Genomic DNA, 16811 nt, shown 5'->3' on the forward strand with positions numbered 1-16811 from the left:
AAACCGAAAAAATCTTGCACGATTGCAGAAGTTGACGCACAATCGAAGATGTTTAGCACTTTTTGGTGAAAATCATGGCGGAAATGACGGATACCGCGACGCAACCGATCGACAAAGCCCATCTGCGCGGGTGGTTCGAATTGCCGTTTTTCGAGCTGCTGCATCGCGCCCACGACATCCACCGGCGCCATTTTCCCGGCCACCGCATCCAGCGATCGGCTCTCTTGTCCATCAAGACGGGGGGATGTTCCGAAGATTGCGGCTACTGCGCCCAGTCGGCGCGCCACCATGCGCACTCGCGTGAGCCCTTGCTCGATACGCAGACCATCGTGCGTCATGCAGCGCAGGCCAAGGCGGCTGGCGCCACGCGCTTTTGCATGGGCGCCGCCTGGCGGGCGCCCAAGGAAAGGGACTTGGAGCGGGTGGCCGAAGCGGTCACGGAGGTCAAGTCGCTGGGGATGGAGACCTGCGTCACGCTCGGCATGCTCTCGGCGCCCCAGGCCGCCCGCCTCAAAGAAGCGGGGCTCGATTACTACAACCACAACGTAGACACTTCGCCGGAGTATTACGGCAAGGTGATCACGACGCACACCCTGAGCGATCGCCTGCGCACCCTGGAGGCGGTACGCGAGGCCGGCATCAAGGTCTGCTGCGGCGGGATCATCGGCATGGGCGAGACGCGCGAAGACCGCATCTCCCTGCTGGCGCTCCTGGCCGGCCTCGAACCGCAACCGGAGTCGGTGCCCATCAACCAGCTCATCCCCATTCCGGGCACGCCGCTTGCCGACGCGCCGCCCATCGATCCGTTCGAGCTCGTGCGCACGATCGCGGTCGCCCGGCTCGCCCTGCCGCGGAGCTACGTGCGTCTGTCGGCCGGCCGCGGCCAGATGAGCGACGAGCTCCAGGCGCTGTGCTTCTACGCCGGGGCCAATTCCCTCTTCTACGGCGAAAAACTCCTCACCACCGGGAACCCGGACGTCGCGCACGACGACGTCCTGCTCGAGCGGCTCGATTTGCGGCCGGAGTGAGATTCATGGAAGCCCCCGCTTTGTTCGCCCAGGAAGCAACGCAATGGGAACGCCGCAGCCTCGAGGCCGTATGGCACCCGTGTACCCAGATGCAACGCCATCTGCCTGCTGGCGATCCGAATGCCCTCCCGCTCTTGCCCGTAGCCCGTGCAGCAGGCCCATGGCTATATGGTTTCGACGGTCGGGCCTACTACGATGCCATCTCTTCGTGGTGGACCACGCTCTTCGGTCACCGGCATCCTCCCATCATCGCCGCGATCAAGGAACAGCTCGATACGCTCGACCACGTGCTGCTTGCCGGTTGCACCCATGCTGCCGCGGTCGAACTGGCGGAACGGCTGCGTGCCCTGACGGGAGGGCAACTCGGGCATGCTTTCTTCGCTTCCGATGGCGCCAGCGCTACCGAAATCGCGTTGAAAATGGCAGCCCATTACGCCAGAAACCGAGGATTCCCCTGCAAGACCGGTTTCGTTTGTTTCGCCGGTGGCTATCATGGAGAGACGATCGGCGCGCTCGGCGTTACCGACGTTCCTCTCTTCCGGCAGGCCTATGAACCCCTGTTGCGCCCGGCGACGATTCTGCCCTGTCCCGACGCCCGTCTCGGCCCCCCGGCACTCGAACGAGCGGTTTGCGCTCTACGGTCGCACCTCCAAGCCCATGCCGAAGAGGTGGCCGCGGTGATCGTCGAGCCCATGGTGCAATGCGCTGGCGGCATGATCATGCATTCGCCGGAATTCTTGCGCTGCGTGCGCCGTCTGTGTGACGAATACGGCGTGCTGCTGATTTTCGACGAAATCGCAGTGGGATGTGGGCGAACAGGACGCCTGTTCGCCCACGAGCACGCCGGCGTGCGCCCTGACCTGCTCTGCCTGTCCAAGGGAATCACCGGTGGTACCTTGCCGCTGGCAGTAGTGCTCACCACCGATGAAGTGTTCGAGGCCTTTCTCGATGAGCGCATCGAACGCGGATTTCTCCATTCCCATTCCTACACGGGAAATCCCCTTGCCTGTCGTGCCGCTTGTGCCACCTTGGCGCTCCTTGAAGAGCCTGGCATACCAGAAAGGCTGGAAGCGCTCGGCGCGGCCTTCGAACGCGCTTTGGCACCCATTGCGGCGCAACATGGGGCTGCTCACCTGCGCCGCTGCGGTACCCTCGTGGCTTTCGACCTACCCAAGGCAGCGGAGGATTTTCCACGTCGCGCCGCCGTAGCTGCGCTCGAGCATGGCCTGTTGCTGCGACCTTTGGGTCGGACGGTCTATGTCATGCCCCCTTACGAGACGCGTCCCGAGGAGGTGGATTTCGCCTGCGAAGCGATCGTGCGCACCTTGGCCGACGTCCTTTGATCCCTGCGTGAGGCCGTTGCATGCATGATTCGTCACCTTCCTTCGTACGAGGATGGCTCGCCGAGCGGCAGGATCGAGGGCTACTGCGTCGCCTGCGACGCGCGTCACCAGTGGCTTCGAGCGCACGCTTCGTCCATGACGGACGACAAGGAATCAGTTTCGCCAGCAACGACTATTTGGGACTGGCGCACCATCCTGCCCTCGTCGAAGCGCTGATCGAAGGGGCGAAGATCTGGGGCGTCGGTGCCGGTTCCTCGGCCTTGGTGGGCGGCTATACCGAGGCGCACGCAGTGCTGGAATCCGAGCTCGCTGCCTTCCTGGGGTTTCCCGCGGCCCGAGTCTTCACCTCCGGCTACGCCGCCAACCTCGCGGTGATTACCGCCTTTGCCCGCGAAGCGCCGACGGCCATTTTTGCCGACAAACTGGTTCATGCCTCGCTCGTCGATGCGCTGCAACTCGCCCGCGCTGGCGGCGCCAAAGTTCGACGTTATCCCCATGGCAACCTCTCCTTCCTCGGCCAATGGCTGGAAAAATCCCGAGAGCCGGTGAAACTCGTCGTCACCGATGGGGTGTTCAGCATGGACGGGGACATCGCTCCGCTGTCAGCGCTCTCGGAGCTGGCGCGCGCCCACGGTGCCTGGCTCATCGTCGACGATGCCCACGGATTCGGTATTCTCGGGCCTGCCGGACAGGGAAGTTTTGCCGATGCCGGTCTGACTCCTCAATCGCATTGGCTCTGGGGCGTCACGTTTGGGAAAGCGTTGGGTGCAATGGGTGCCGCCGTGCTGGGCGCAGAAGAGGCGATGCTCTGGCTCGATCAGGCCGCGCGGACACACATCTATACGACCGCCATGCCGCCCGCGCTGGCACACGCCGTGCATACCGCCCTGCAGCTGGTGCGCGAGGAAACGACGCGTCGTGATCGACTCGCTGCGCTCATTCACCACTGGCGCCAGGGAGTGGCCCGGTTACCGGCGATCGAGGTGATCCATGCGCCGGAACCGCCAGAGAGCAGTAGCTCGGCCCTTCCCCGCTTGCCGTTTTCTCGTACCCCGATCCAACCCTTGATCTTGGGATCACCGGGGCAAACACTCGCCATTGAGCAAGCCTTGGCGCAGGCCGGGTTTTTCGTGCCGGCGATCCGCCCGCCCACCGTCCCCGAGGGCAGCGCACGCCTGCGTTTTTCCTTATGCGCCGATCACGGCGAGGCTGAGCTCGATGCCTTGCTCGAAGTGCTGTCGCCGATCTTCCAGCAGTTCCCCACGGCAGACAAATGATGAACGAATGCAAGATGCCCATCCGGCGTGCTTTCACCCGACGGCGGCACAGCTATGCAGCCCACGACTACCCACAGCGACGCATCGCGGCCCACCTCGCCCAACGACTCGTCACCGTCTCGGACATGCCCGAGGGCTGGATCATCGACGCGGGCTGTGGCATCGGGCGCGATCTGCCGCTGCTGGCGCAGCGCTTCGGTCACGAGCGTCTTCTTGCCGTGGATTTCTCCCCCGAGGCCTTGGCCCTGATGCCGGCATCGGAAGTCACTCGCCTGTCGGCCGACCTCGAACTCCTGCCTTTGGCCGATGCCATCTGCGCCGGCTACTGGAGCAACTGCGCCTGGCAATGGACGCGGCCGCAGAGCGTTCTCGCACAGGCTTGGCGCGTCCTCAAAGCGAGGGGATGGCTATGGGCGAGCATCGTCCTTGCGGGCACGTTCCCTGAACTCGATCGAGCAGTGCGAACAGTGGGCGTCACGTCTGCCTTGGCGCGACTACCGGCCGAAACCGAGTGGGAGCACGCCCTTGGAACCCATTCGTGGTACGCATGCCGCTGGGAAATTCGCCATTTCACTTTTTATTATCCCGATGCAGAAACCCTCCTCCATGCGATTCGAGGCGTCGGAGCAAACCCGACGACACATTCCGGTTCCCCTGTTTGGACCCCCGGACGCCGGCGCGCACTACTCGATGCCCTGGAACGAGAGCGCACGGAAGAAGGATTGGGTTTGAGCTACCGCGTGGGTTTCTTGGCGGCCTGCAAAAAAGGAGGCTGAAAAACATGAATCCGGGCATATGGTTCCTCACCGGCACTGATACGGAGATCGGTAAAACCCATGCTGCTTGCCAGCTGCTCGTACGAGCACGCACCTCGGGGTGGCGCGCCGTGGGTGTCAAAGCCGTCGCCGCGGGCGTGGATGAAACGGGGTTCAATGAAGACGTAGTCGCACTCGCAGAAGCCGACAGCGTCGATCTTCCGGCTGCAGTGCGAAATCCCTACTGTTTCAAAGCCCCCATCTCGCCCCACCTGGCAGCGGCCCAAGAAGGCGTAAAAATCGACCTGGAAAAAATCGTCTCGGCCGTTGCCAAGGCACGCAGGTACGCCGATCGGGTACTGGTCGAAGGTGCTGGGGGGTTTCTCGCTCCACTTACGCCAACGCACACCATGGCCGACCTGGCAGTAGCGCTCGGAGCCCCTGTCATCCTCGTCGTAGGAATGCGCCTTGGTTGCCTCAACCATGCACTGCTCACGGTAGAGGCGATCGATCGACGAGAGCTGGTTTTGGCCGGATGGATTGCCAATTGCCTCGATTCTGAAATGGCCAGCCTCGACGGCAATCTCGCCACCCTACGGCAAACGATCTCAGCCCCCTGTCTGGGCGTGATTGCTCACGGCAGCAGACGCGACGACATCGGCTGGGTGCGCTGGCCCGATGAGCGCTGAATCACTCCGACTCCGTTCCTGTCTTTGCTTTTTGCTGGCACAGAAAGCGGCGAATCTCCCCTGCCATGAAGTCCGTCCTGCCCCAAAACGGGGCATGCGCCGCGCCTTCCACCGCGACGAAACGCCCCCGAGCAACGTGGTCCGCAATCCAACGACCGGCAATCGGCGGAATCAAACTGTCCGCGGTGCCATGGAATACCAAAACGGGCACTCCGAGTCCGAGCAGGGTGGCGCGAAGGTCTATCTCCTGTAGCCAATCCAGTCCCGTGGCCAGCGCTTCCGTCGAAGGAAAATCGTCCATCTGACGCATTAGCTGTCGGGAGATGTCTGTGGCCCTGAGATCTCCTCGATTGAAATCGACGATGAATCGGCGTAGAGAGGCAGCAGACTCCGTACACACTTGTTCCCGAAAAGAAGCCAAACGCTCTGGTGCCAAGCCGTATGGCCATCCTCTGCGACGGACGAACGAAGGGGTGGGAGAGATGGCCACGACCGCAGAAAAGACGTTCGGCGCCAAAGAGGCTGCCGCCAAAGCCAGCATGGCACCTAGGGACCAGCCCACAAGACACGCGCCTTCAGGGGCCTCGTTGCTCAATCTTTGTACCGCCTCGGCGCAGGTATCCGCCTTGGCTGTATGCCCTGGCAAATCGTGCCACTGGGCTCCGAGTACGGAAACGAGGCCAGCCAAAGGCCCCCGACCGAGACCCCAGCCAGGCACACACAGAATCGGTGTCACGACGTCTCCGCGGCCTTGGCTTTCTTCCTCGTCGCGGAGCGCCCTTTCTTCTCCGACGCCTCGCGCGGCTCGAATTCGAAGCCGATCTTGCCGTCGGGTTGGCGCACGAGGTAGGCGGAGAACTTGCGCCGCGTGCGCGCTGACACGAAGCCGGTGAGGAGATCGGTCTTGCCCTCGGAAAGGAGCTTCTTCATCTGCTCCGGCTCGATCGGTTGCTGCAAGATGGTGCGGCCGCTGCGGAAGTCGCAGGTCTTGTCGGGGCCGAGCGACTTGGTGCACACGTAGCTCGTGCCGTGCTCGACCACCGGCGCGCCGCACTTGGGGCAGGGCCCGAGCGATTCGCGTTCGGCCAGATCCGCCGGCACTTCCTCCGGCGGTTCGACGGCGAAGGCGAACGTAGGCTGCTTGGCCTCGTCGAGCACCAGCTCGGCGGCGAAGGGCCGCCCCAGGCGGCTGCGAAACCCCTCCAGCGGGCCGATTCGGCCTTGGGTGAGCAGCGCCTCGGCTTCGGGCACGTCGATCTGCCGGCCGGCGATGATTTTCCACATCGACCAGCCGCACTGATCGCATTGAAAGGTCTTGTAGGTTTCGCGCACGGTGCCGCCGCACTTGGGGCAGGGCGCCTGCAGGGTGGCGAAGTCGCCGGGCACGGTGTCGGATTCGTGGCGCTTGGCGCGTTCGACGATGTCCTGCGCCATACGCGCGATCGAGGCCATGAACTCTTCGCGCGCGAGCCGCCGCTTCTCCATCAGGGCGAGCTTGTGCTCCCACTCGCCGGTGAGTTCGGGCGAGGTGAGCGCGTCGATGCCTAAGCCTTTCAAGAGGGTGATGAGCGAGAAGGCCTTGGCGGTGGGTACGAGCTCGCGCCCCTCGCGCACAAGGTATTTTTCTTCCAGCAGACCCTCGATGATCTGGGCGCGGGTGGCGGGCGTTCCCAGACCCCGCTCGGCCATGGCCGCGCGCAGTTCCTCGTCTTCGACGAGCTTGCCTGCGCCTTCCATGGCGGAAAGGAGCGTGGCCTCGGTGTAGCGCGCCGGCGGCTTGGTGTGCAAGTCCTTGATCTCGACGGCCTCGGTATGAACGGTCTCGCCGGGGGCGACGGGCACGAGTTCCCCTTCGCCCTCGCCAGCGGCCCGTTTGCCGTAGACCTCGAGCCAGCCCGGGGCGACCAGTACCTTGCCTTCGGTCTTGAAGGCGTCTTCGCCCACGCGGGTGATGCGGGTGGTGACACGGTATTCGGCCGGCGGATAGAAGACGGCGAGGAACCGCCGCGTGACCAGGTCGAAGATCTTCTGTTCGGGTTCGGACAGCCCTTTGGGCACCACGCCAGTGGGGACGATGGCGAAGTGGTCCGACACCTTGGCGTTGTCGAAGATGCGCTTGTTGGGTTTGACCCAGCCTTGGGCGAGGATCTTGCCGGCGAAGGGTTGGTATTCCGACGGCAGCTGCGCCAGCACCTCGCGCACGGTGCCGATCATGTCCTCGGGTAGCGCCCGGGCGTCGGTACGGGGATAGGTGAGCGCTTTGTGCCGCTCGTAGAGCGCCTGGGCAATGGCGAGCGTGTTGCGGGCGGAGAAGCCGAAGCGGGCATTCGCCTCGCGCTGCAGGCTGGTGAGGTCGAAGAGCGGCGGGGCGATCTGCGTGCTGGGCTTGGCGGTTTCCTCAACCACACCCGGCTGGTCCAGGACGCGATCGCGGATGGCTTCGGCGCGCTCCCGCTCCCACAGACGGTAGGGGCTGGCGTGCTCGTCGCCCTCGGGCTTTTTGAATTTTTCGTCGAACCAGCGGCCGGTGTAGGTGCCGGCGGCAGCGCGGAAGGTGGCTTCCACTTCCCAGTAGGGGCGGGGCCGGAAGGCGCGGATCTGACGTTCGCGCTCGACGACCATGGCGAGCGTGGGCGTCTGCACCCGGCCCACCGTGGTGAGATGAAAGCCCCCCGACTTGGAGTTGAAGGCGGTCATGGCGCGCGTGCCGTTGATGCCGATGAGCCAGTCGCTCTCGGCGCGGCTCACGGCAGCCTGGCGCAGCCCTTCCATCTCCTCGGCCGAGCGCAGGTGGGCGAAGGCTTCGCGGATCGCCTGCGGCGTCATCGATTGCAGCCACAGGCGCTGCACGGGCTTGTCGATCTTGCCGTACTGCACGATGTAGTTGAAGATGAGCTCGCCCTCGCGCCCGGCGTCGCAGGCGTTGATGAGCCCGTCGACGTCCTTGCGCTTGGCAAGGCGCAGCAGGAGTTTGAGCCGGTCCTCGCTCTTGGCGATGGGCTGCAGCTCGAAGCGCGGCGGGATCACGGGCAGGTTGGCGAAGCTCCACTTGCCGCGCTTGACTTCGTATTCCTCTGGCGCCTTGAGTTCGAGCAGATGACCGACGGCCGAGGAGAGGACGTACTGTTCGGACTCCCAGTAGTCCTTTTCCTTGTGAAAGCCTCCGAGCGCGCGGGCGATGTCCTGCGCGACGGAGGGTTTTTCGGCGATGATGAGTTTCTTGCCCATGGGTTCAGTGCAGCCGCGGCGGTTCGGCGTCTTCGTCGTCTTCGACGCGCAGCAGTTCGTCGACGACGAGGGGATCGAGTTCCCGTTCATGCTGCCACAGCACCATCAGCGCGAGCACCTTGAAATCGTCCGGATCGAGCGGCGTCGCGCCGAATTCCAGGGCGCGGTCGATGAGGGTTTCGCGCAGCGCCTCGTCGATGGCGCCGTGGCGTTGCAGGAAGTAGACCAGGTTCTGCCCGGCGGTTCCCAGGACTTGCCGTTCTTCTTCGGTGAAGATGCGCACGCTGCCGCCGGCGGGCGGGATACGCCACGAAGGGGAAAGGGCCTCGGCGTTTCTGAGCGTGTCGAGCCAGGAGAGCGCCTCGTCGATCTCGTCGCCCTCGAAACCGGCATCGGCGAGCCGCGCGCGCAGCTCGTCCGGATCCTTCGGTGCCTCGTTGGGTCCGGCATAGTTTTCAAAGAGATAGACGAGGACATCGAACATGGAGAGATTCCTTCAGCGGGTGCGTTGGTAGCGGCCGCCCGGCAGGCGCACGACGGCGCCGTCGAGTTCCAGCGGCAACAGCATGGCCGAGAGTGCCTCGCTCGTCAAGCCCGTGCGATGCATCAGGGTGTCGAAATCGACCGGATCGTGCCCCAGGGCGGCAAGGAGCGGGTCGCTTTCGTCGGAAGGCGCGGGCGCGGGTTCTGGCGGAACGAGGGCGCCGGGCGAGGCCAGATCGGGCCATTCTTCGAGGAGGTCGTCGACGCCTTCGACGAGCTTGGCCCCTTCGCGGATGAGGCGGTGGCAGCCGCGGGCGAGCGGATTGTGGATCGAACCAGGAATGGCGAAGACGTCGCGGCCGAGCTCGGCGGCAAGGCGCGCCGTGATGAGCGAGCCACTGTCGGGCGCTGCTTCTACCACCAGGGTGCCGCGGGCGAGCGCGGCGATGAGGCGGTTGCGCCGCGGGAAATGGTAGGGCTGGGCCGGGGTGCCCAGCGGGAATTCGCTCACGATCGCGCCGTGCTCGGCGATGCGGTGCGCCAGCGCACGGTGCTTGGCCGGATAGACGCGGTCGGCGCCGGTGCCGATGACGGCCACCGTCCTTCCGCCCTCAGCAGCGAGCGCGCCTTCGTGGGCGGCGGCGTCTACGCCAAGCGCGAGGCCGCTCACCACGACGAGGCCACGCTCGGCGAGCGCCCGGGCAAAGGCGCGGGCGTTCTCCAGCCCGCCGGGCGTGGCGTGGCGCGCGCCGACGATCGCCACCGCGGGCCGGCCGAGCGTGCCGGGATCGCCCACGACGTAGAGCACGAGCGGGGCGTCGGCGAGTGCGAGCAGATTCCCGGGATAGGCGGCGTCGGCGAGGGTGAGGAGGTGATGACGAGCGCCGCCCAGCCAGGCGAGCGCCGTTTCGACCGCCTCGGCAGGAGGAGGCGAGGCGAGCGCCTGGGCGACTTCGGCGCCGAACTCGGCGCGCACGGTGGGGAGCGGCTGGGCGAGCACCGCTTCCGGCGAGCCAAAGCGCGCCAGGAGCTTGCGCTGGACCGAAGGCGGGAGCCGGCGCAACGTGAAGTCGAGCCAGCTCCTCGCTTCTTCCCGGTCTTCAGGGCGTGCGAGCGGCATCCCCGACACGGACCGGTTTCTCGGTCTCCATCACGAGAGCGTAGGACATGCGCTCGAAGACGCGGAAGACGAAGGCCACGCCGTAGCGCTCTTCGGGCAGGAAGACCTTGGTGTCGCGCTCTTCGTCGGTGACGGGGGGACGGATGCGCCACAGGGCGAGCACGTGGCCAGGCTCCAAGCCCTGCTGCTCGCCCTGGTCGAGCAGGACGACGTCGAGCCGACCGGCTTCGAGCGAGCTGCGATACAGGCGAACGATGCGCGCGTCGACCCCTTCGTCCGGCGCGTGGGGCACGAAATTGACCAGCATCTCTTTCTGCGAGGCGACGAGGGCGTCGCCGGCACGGACCTCTTCGTTCGTCTGCTTCAGGCGCAGCACGGTGCCGAGGCGAGGGTCGTCGTTGGGCTCGACGACGGCGGTACCGAGATCGCGCGCCTCGTAGCCGATGAGCGTCTTGCCATCGCGGGCATAGAGCGGCTCGGTGGGGCGGAAGAGCTGCACGAGCCGGGCATCCTCGGGCACGCCCACGGCAAAGGCCGCATCGCCTGCCCCGGCAATCCAGCGGCCTTCTTCCAGGCCGATGATGCGGCCGGAATTCTCCAGCGTTTTCTGGTCGATCACCAGGGGGCGCACGAGGAAAGGCTCGATGGCCGCGAGCGGGATGGAAGGAATGGCATCTTGAATGGGCTCATGGCGAACCTGGGGCGAGAGCTTCTCGTCGACCGGCCCCACGCGCTTGGCGGCACGCAGCACCCCGGCGGCGCGGTCGAACACCAGGATCTGGCCAGGATAGATGAGGTGCGGGTTGCGGATCTGGGCCCGGTTCATCTGCCACAGGTCGGGCCAGCGCCAAGGGTCACGCAGGAATTGCTTGGCGATGCCCCAGAGCGTATCCCCCTTGCGCACGGTGTAGGTATCGGGTGCATCGGGCGCGATGGCCTGGGGTTCCACGCCGGCGTGCGCGAGCGAAAGCGCACCGAACCAGACCAGGGCGATCGTGCCTATAATGCGAATCATCCGCTTCATGGCGAGGAACCTCACAGGGATGTCGGAACCGGGAGTGGGCGATCCTGTCTCACTGCCGGGGCAGAAGATATTGGCATTCTACGCGACGCATCGACGATTGGCAACGAGAGACGAAAAATATGGCACTACTTCCCATCCTGCATTATCCCGATCCGAGGCTGAAGAAGCGCGCCGAGCCGGTGACGGAGGTCGACGAGTCGATCCGCCGGCTTGCCGCCGACATGGCCGAGACGATGTACGCCGCTCCGGGAATCGGGCTCGCCGCCACGCAGGTCGACGTGCACAAGCGCGTGATCGTCATCGACGTGACCGAGGACCGCTCCGGGCTGACGGTGCTCATCAACCCCGAGATCCTGGAGAAGGACGGCGAGTGCGTGAGCGAGGAAGGCTGCCTGTCGGTGCCGGGCATCTATGACAAAGTCACGCGCGCCGAGCGCGTCAAAGTGCGGGCACTGAACCTGGAAGGCGAGACGGTCGAGTTCGAGGCCGAAGGGCTGCTCGCCGTGTGCATCCAGCACGAGATCGACCACCTCGACGGCAAGGTGTTCGTCGAGTATCTCTCGCCGCTCAAGCAGTCGCGCATCAAGGCGAAGCTCGTCAAGCGCGCCCGGATGACGGCCTGATGGGCGAGAACGTGCGCCGCGTGGCCTTCGCCGGCACGCCCGAATTCGCGGCGATCGCGCTGCGCGCGCTGCTCGCGGCCGGCTGGGAGGTGCCTTTCGTGCTGACGCAACCCGACCGGCCGGCCGGTCGCGGCATGAAGCTCACCCCGAGCCCGGTGAAGCAGGTGGCGCAGGCGGCCGGCATTGCAGTGCTGCAGCCGGCGCGGCTCAAGAGCGAGGAGGATCGCCGGGAACTGCTCGCGCTGCCCGCGCCCGACGTACTGGTGGTGGCGGCCTACGGCCTGATCCTTCCGTCCGAGGTGTTGCATTGGCCGCGCTGGGGCTGCCTCAACATCCACGCGTCGCTCCTGCCGCGCTGGCGCGGAGCGGCCCCCATCGTCCGGGCGATCGAGGCGGGCGATGCCGAGACGGGGGTCACGCTCATGCAGATGGACGAAGGGCTGGATACCGGGCCCATGGTGGCGAGCGTGGCAACGCCCATTGCTCCCGACGACACGGCGGGCTCGCTGCACGACCGGCTCGCGGCGCTGGGTGCCGAGCTGCTCGTGCAGGTGCTGCCCGAGCTGCCGCGCCACCTCGCCCAGGCTCGAGCGCAGCCGGCAGAAGGCGTCACCTACGCCGCCAAGATCACGCCGCAGGAGCGTTGGATCGACTGGTCGCAGCCGGCCGAGCGGATTGAGCGGCGGCTGCGCGCCTTCGATCCCCATCCGGGGGCGCAGGCGCTGCTGCGCGGCGTGCCGCTCAAACTCTGGCGCGGCCAAGTGCTCGAAGGAAACGGCACCGAGCCGCCGGGGACGGTGACCGCCGTCGGCACTGAAGGAATCACGGTGCAGACCGGCCAGGGGCGGCTGCTGCTCACCGAACTGCAGCGCCCCGGCGGCAAGCGCCTGCCCGCGGCGGAATTCCTGCGCGGTTTTCCGGTCTCTATCGGCGAGCGGTTCACTGTGGAGGGAGGCTGACGATGTACGGCAACTGGCTGAAGACGACGCTCTTGATGGCGGCGATCATGGCGCTTTTCGGCGCCGTGGGCATGGTGCTGGGCGGCAAGACGGGGATGTTGGTGGCGCTGGGATTCGGCGCACTCACCAACTTCTGGGCCTACTGGTTCTCCGACAAGATGGTGCTGGCGATGTACCACGCGCAGGAGGTCGACGAGACCACCTCGCCCTACCTCTACGGCATCGTGCGGGAGCTCGCCCGGCGCGCGGGACTGCCCATGCCCAAGGTCTATATCATCCACGAGGCGCAGCCCAACGCCTTTGCCACCGGGCGCGACCCCGAACACGCGGCGGTGGCGGCGACCACGGGCATCATCGAGCTGCTGAACGAACGCGAGCTGCGAGGGGTGCTCGCGCACGAGCTCGCGCACATCAAGCATCGCGACATCCTCATCTCGACCATGACGGCGACGGTGGCCGGCGCCATCTCCATGCTCGCCAACTTCGGCATGCTCTTTGGCGGACGCGACGAGGAGGGGCGGCCGGTCAACCCGGTGCTCGCCATCCTGGTGATGATCCTCGCGCCGATCGCGGCGGTGATCATCCAGCTGGCGATCTCGCGAACGCGCGAATTCGGCGCCGACGCGGGCGGAGCCGAGATCTGCGGCGACCCGGAGGCGCTGGCTTCGGCCCTGGCCAAGATCGAAGCGTACGCCCAGCAGATTCCCATGCCAACGGCCGAGGCACACCCGGAGACGGCGCAGATGATGATCATGAACCCGCTCTCGGGCGGCTGGCTGCAAGGGCTTTTCTCGACGCACCCGCGCACCGAAGAGCGCATCGCCCGGCTGCGGGAGATGGCGGCGCAGATGCGTCGCCGCTAGGGGCGATCGGCTGGTGCCCAAGGCAGCAGCAGCGTCTCCCCCTCCACTTCTAGGCGCCGTGCCCGCAGGCCATAGACCGCGCGCAGCCGCGCCTCGTCGAGCACCTCCAGAGGGGCGCCGGCCGCGAGGCAGCGCCCTTCGTGCAGCAGCAGAACTTCGTCGCAGAAGCGCGCCGCGAGGGTGAGCTCGTGCAGCGCCACCACCACCAGCCGTCCGCCCTCGTGTGCCTCGCGCCGCAGCAGCGCCAGCGTCTCCAGCGCGTGGCGCGGGTCGAGGGCGGCGAGCGGCTCGTCGGCAAGCAGCATCGTCGCCTCCTGAGCGAACGCCCGGGCGAGCGCCACACGCTGCTGCTGCCCGCCCGAGAGTTCGGTAACGGGGCGCTCGGCCAGATCGGCGGCGTCGACTTTCTCGAGCGCCGCGAGGCAGCGTTCGCGCTCGGCGCCGGTACGAATCCGGCCCGCCGGCAAACCCAGGGCGACGCAGTCGAGAACGCGCAGCGGCAGATGAAGGGAAAAGCGCTGCGGGCAATAGGCGATCACCGACGGCCAGCGTGGGCGCGGCACGCGCACGAGCGGCTCGCCCCACCAGCGCACTTCCCCTTGCTGCGGCCTGAGTACGCCGGCAGCCACCCGCAGCCACATCGATTTCCCCGCCCCGTTGGGCCCTACCAGACCGACGAGACGGCCGGATTCGCCCCGCCAGTCGATGCCGCGGAGCACGGCCCGTCCTCCCAGCCGCAGGCCGACGCCGGAGAACTCCAGGGCTAGGCTCATGGCGCACGCACCGCGAGTACCCGCCACAGGAAGAAGGGCGCCCCGACGAGGGCCGTGAGCACGCCGAGCTTGAGCTCCGCGCCGTGGGGATCGATCAGGCGCACCGCCAGATCGGCGGCGAGCAGCAGCACCGCCCCCGCGCCCATTGAAGCCCACAGCGTGCGCGCCGGATCGTGGCGCACGAGGGGCCGCACGAGGTGTGGTGCCACCAGGCCGACGAAACCGATGGAACCGGCGATGGCCGTGGCCGCCCCCACCGCCAGCGCCGCGCCCACGAGCACGGCCAGACGCAGCCGCGGCAGCGACACCCCGAGGCTCGCGGCGGCCTCCTCGTCGAGCACCAGGCGGCGCAGCGCCGTGCCTTGGCGCAGCAGCAGCGCCATCCCCAGCGCGATCGGCGGCAGCACCAGCGCGACGTCCTGCAGGCTGCGATCGGTCACCGAGCCCAGCAGCCAGTGCACGATCTCCATCGTCGCGTGCGGATTGGGCGAGGCATTGAGGATGAGTGAGACGAGCGCCGTGCTCAAGCTGGAGGCAGCCACGCCGGCGAGGATGAGGCCCACGGTGGAAGCGCCGCGCAGGGCGAGCAGAAGCACGAACGCGGTAACGAGCGCCGCCCCGGCGAATCCCGCCAGTGGCAGCGCCAGCGACCAGGCACCGGCCCACCCCCAGTAGAGCGCCATCACCGCCCCGAGCGAAGCCCCGCCGGTGGCGCCGACGAGCGCCGGCTCGGCGAGTGGGTTGCGCAGCAGGCTCTGCAGGGCCGCACCGGCCACGCCCAGCGCCGCCCCTACGGCGAGCGCGAGCAGGGTGCGCGGCAGCCGGATCTCCACCAAGACCAGGCGCAGGAGAGGGTCGCCCGCCCAGACGCCGCGCCACCAGGCAAGCGGCGAGAGCTCGAGATAGCCCAGCGTGAGCGAGGCGAGCACGAGCAAGCCCACCAGCAAGAGCAGCGCCGGGGCGAGTAACACTTCCCTCATCGCAGCCGCTCCAGCGCCTCGAACGACCAAGGGCCGGCGCAGGTGATCGCCCAGCTCGGCAGCCAGTGCGGTTCGCCGGCCTGGCGCCGCAGCGCCGGATGCGCGAGCAGGCGCTCGCCCAGGGTCGGGGTGTCGTTTTGATAGACGGTGCGCCACCAGCGCGTCGGGCGGGCGGCCAATGCCCGCTCGAGCGGCAGATCGCCATGGCCGATGAGTCCGGCACGCTCGGCGGCGTTGATGCCCCCGCTGCGCTCGATGAGCTCACCCACCCATGTGCCGCGCCCGGCGCTGTAGCCGCCCTGGAGATAATAGAGGATGACCGGTGTCTCGCCCTCCACGCCCAAGGGACGCGCGAGCGCATCCAGCCGTGTTTCCAGGGCTGCGGCGCGCTCCGGCTCGTGCACCAACCGGCCGAGGGTACGAATCGCATCCCGCAGCGCATCCAGCGATTCGACGTACGGCAGCGTATAGACGGGAAGCCCCAGTCGTTCGAGGAGCGTTCGCGTGGCCGCGGCCGAGAACGGCCCGAAGACGACCAGATCCGGCCGAAGCGCAAGGATCTCTTCGGCCGAACCGCGGATCGCCGGTTTGTCGGCCCCCAGCGTCGGGTCCGGAGCGAGATCGGCGCGGCGCGACAGCGTCGTGATGGCGATGACGCGCTCGGGAGCGAGCCGCAGCAGCAGCTGGTCGGCGCACAGATTCACCGAGACGACACGCCGCGGCCCTTCCTGCGCCTGGGCCACGCAGGCAAAGAAGGCCACTATCACGAACAACTGGCGATGCCATACACGCGGGGTCTTCATCTCTCCGCGCGATCGACCACCACGCAATGGCGCTGCCGCCCCAGACCTTCCACTTCCAGCGTCACTTCGTCGCCGGGGCGCAGGAAACGCGGCGGTTTCTGACCCAGGCCAACCCCGGCGGGCGTGCCGGTGGCGATGACGTCGCCCGGCAGCAGCGTCATGAACTCGGACAGGTGACTCACGAGGGTGGCCACGTCGAAGATCATCTCGGCGGTGTTGCCGTCCTGCATGCGCTCGCCGTTCACCTCGAGGCGGATGGCGAGCGCCTGCGGGTTGGGCACTTCGTCGGCGGTGACGAGCCAGGGGCCCAGCGGACCGAAGGACTCGTAACTCTTGCCCTTGATCCACAGCCCGCCGCGGTTCATCTGGAAATCGCGCTCCGAGCCGTCGAGCACGGTGCAATAGCCGGCGATGCAGGCGCGCGCCTCGGCCGGCGAGACGCGCTTGGCGCGACGGCCGACGACCACGCCCAGCTCCGCCTCCCAGTCGAGTTTCTGCGCTCCGGGCGGGCAAAGGAATGGATCGTCCGGGCCGCAGATGCAGCTCGTGGCTTTCATGAAGACGACCGGTTCGCTCGGGATGGGCAGGTTCGCCTCCTGCGCGTGGTCGCGGAAATTGAGCCCAATGGCGTAGAAATTGCCCACGCCGGCCAGCGGCGACCCCAGGCGCACGTCGGGTGAGACCGGCGGCAGCGAGAAGGGGGCGAGCGCGCGCAGGGCGGCGAGCACCGCCGCGTCGGCGAGGAGCGCCCCGTCGATGTCGCGCACATGGGCCGAGAGGTCGCGCAGGCCGCCGAGGGGGTCGATCAGGCCGGGGCGTTCCTGACCAGGGAGGCCGAAACGGATGAATTTCATGGTGTCTTT

The 16811-nt window shown here is 67.0% G+C and carries 18 protein-coding genes; 8 read left to right on the top strand and 10 right to left on the bottom strand.

Annotation, left to right across the window (positions count from 1 at the left end):
- The coding region (locus tag OA56_RS02240) for a hypothetical protein (protein WP_461583324.1) at window positions 1-203 on the bottom strand (203 nt) is incomplete at its 3' end.
- Here OA56_RS02240 and bioB point away from each other — a divergent pair.
- The 5 genes from bioB to bioD are packed head-to-tail and all read left to right on the top strand — an operon-like array spanning window position 123 to window position 5092.
- Window positions 123-1028 carry a biotin synthase BioB gene (gene bioB / locus OA56_RS02245; protein WP_461583322.1) on the top strand — a complete coding sequence of 302 codons (906 nt, stop codon included), beginning with the start codon at window positions 123-125 and terminating at the stop codon, window positions 1026-1028. The two genes, OA56_RS02240 and bioB, sit on opposite strands and share 81 nt — an antisense overlap.
- Before the next feature lie 5 nt (window positions 1029-1033).
- Window positions 1034-2371 carry an adenosylmethionine--8-amino-7-oxononanoate transaminase gene (locus tag OA56_RS02250; protein WP_141056690.1) on the top strand — a complete coding sequence of 446 codons (1338 nt, stop codon included), beginning with the start codon at window positions 1034-1036 and terminating at the stop codon, window positions 2369-2371.
- 20 nt (window positions 2372-2391) lie between these two features.
- Complete coding sequence (locus tag OA56_RS02255; protein ID WP_072247906.1) at window positions 2392-3648, top strand: 8-amino-7-oxononanoate synthase; 1257 nt, start codon at window positions 2392-2394, stop codon at window positions 3646-3648.
- A gap of 14 nt (window positions 3649-3662) precedes the next feature.
- Window positions 3663-4424, top strand: a complete 762-nt coding sequence (locus OA56_RS02260) for a methyltransferase domain-containing protein (protein WP_055423004.1) — start codon at window positions 3663-3665, stop codon at window positions 4422-4424.
- 5 nt (window positions 4425-4429) lie between these two features.
- Window positions 4430-5092: a dethiobiotin synthase gene (bioD, locus tag OA56_RS02265; protein ID WP_055423005.1), complete on the top strand. Its 663-nt coding sequence runs from the start codon at window positions 4430-4432 to the stop codon at window positions 5090-5092.
- Window position 5093: 1 nt separating this feature from the next.
- On the opposite strand, the gene OA56_RS02270 is transcribed toward bioD, so the two are convergent.
- Genes OA56_RS02270 through OA56_RS02290 form a run of 5 tightly spaced genes read right to left on the bottom strand, consistent with a single transcriptional unit; the run spans window position 5094 to window position 10947 of the window.
- Complete coding sequence (locus tag OA56_RS02270) at window positions 5094-5828, bottom strand: alpha/beta fold hydrolase (protein ID WP_461583292.1); 735 nt, start codon at window positions 5826-5828, stop codon at window positions 5094-5096.
- Window positions 5825-8320 carry a DNA topoisomerase III gene (locus OA56_RS02275; RefSeq protein ID WP_461583293.1) on the bottom strand — a complete coding sequence of 832 codons (2496 nt, stop codon included), beginning with the start codon at window positions 8318-8320 and terminating at the stop codon, window positions 5825-5827. The genes OA56_RS02270 and OA56_RS02275 overlap by 4 nt, the downstream gene beginning before the upstream one ends.
- Before the next feature lie 4 nt (window positions 8321-8324).
- Window positions 8325-8804 carry a Smg family protein gene (locus OA56_RS02280; protein WP_055423008.1) on the bottom strand — a complete coding sequence of 160 codons (480 nt, stop codon included), beginning with the start codon at window positions 8802-8804 and terminating at the stop codon, window positions 8325-8327.
- A 12-nt stretch (window positions 8805-8816) separates the two neighbouring features.
- Window positions 8817-9923, bottom strand: coding sequence for a DNA-processing protein DprA (gene dprA, locus OA56_RS02285; protein WP_461583294.1), 1107 nt, complete (start codon window positions 9921-9923; stop codon window positions 8817-8819).
- Window positions 9904-10947 carry a LysM peptidoglycan-binding domain-containing protein gene (locus OA56_RS02290; protein ID WP_206202263.1) on the bottom strand — a complete coding sequence of 348 codons (1044 nt, stop codon included), beginning with the start codon at window positions 10945-10947 and terminating at the stop codon, window positions 9904-9906. The genes dprA and OA56_RS02290 overlap by 20 nt, the downstream gene beginning before the upstream one ends.
- 119 nt (window positions 10948-11066) lie before the next feature.
- On the opposite strand from OA56_RS02290, the gene def reads away from it, so the two are divergent.
- The 3 genes from def to htpX are packed head-to-tail and all read left to right on the top strand — an operon-like array spanning window position 11067 to window position 13392.
- On the top strand, window positions 11067-11570 hold the full coding sequence (def, locus tag OA56_RS02295) for a peptide deformylase (RefSeq protein WP_055423011.1): 504 nt from the start codon (window positions 11067-11069) through the stop codon (window positions 11568-11570).
- Window positions 11570-12529 carry a methionyl-tRNA formyltransferase gene (gene fmt / locus OA56_RS02300; RefSeq protein ID WP_461583295.1) on the top strand — a complete coding sequence of 320 codons (960 nt, stop codon included), beginning with the start codon at window positions 11570-11572 and terminating at the stop codon, window positions 12527-12529. The genes def and fmt overlap by 1 nt, the downstream gene beginning before the upstream one ends.
- Before the next feature lie 2 nt (window positions 12530-12531).
- A complete protein-coding gene (htpX, locus tag OA56_RS02305) occupies window positions 12532-13392 on the top strand; it encodes a zinc metalloprotease HtpX (RefSeq protein WP_461583296.1) in 861 nt (286 codons plus the stop codon).
- On the opposite strand, the gene OA56_RS02310 is transcribed toward htpX, so the two are convergent.
- From OA56_RS02310 to OA56_RS02325, 4 genes are read right to left on the bottom strand one after another with little or no spacing between them, the layout of a single operon-like run.
- On the bottom strand, window positions 13389-14165 hold the full coding sequence (locus OA56_RS02310; RefSeq protein WP_055423014.1) for an ABC transporter ATP-binding protein: 777 nt from the start codon (window positions 14163-14165) through the stop codon (window positions 13389-13391). The two genes, htpX and OA56_RS02310, sit on opposite strands and share 4 nt — an antisense overlap.
- A complete protein-coding gene (locus OA56_RS02315; RefSeq protein WP_055423015.1) occupies window positions 14162-15145 on the bottom strand; it encodes a FecCD family ABC transporter permease in 984 nt (327 codons plus the stop codon). Before OA56_RS02315 ends, OA56_RS02310 begins: the two co-directional genes overlap by 4 nt.
- A complete protein-coding gene (locus OA56_RS02320; RefSeq protein ID WP_055423016.1) occupies window positions 15142-15948 on the bottom strand; it encodes an ABC transporter substrate-binding protein in 807 nt (268 codons plus the stop codon). Before OA56_RS02320 ends, OA56_RS02315 begins: the two co-directional genes overlap by 4 nt.
- A complete protein-coding gene (locus OA56_RS02325) occupies window positions 15945-16802 on the bottom strand; it encodes a fumarylacetoacetate hydrolase family protein (RefSeq protein ID WP_461583297.1) in 858 nt (285 codons plus the stop codon). The genes OA56_RS02320 and OA56_RS02325 overlap by 4 nt, the downstream gene beginning before the upstream one ends.
- Window positions 16803-16811 lie beyond the last annotated feature (9 nt).

The organism is Tepidiphilus sp. HLB4 (assembly GCF_054823945.1).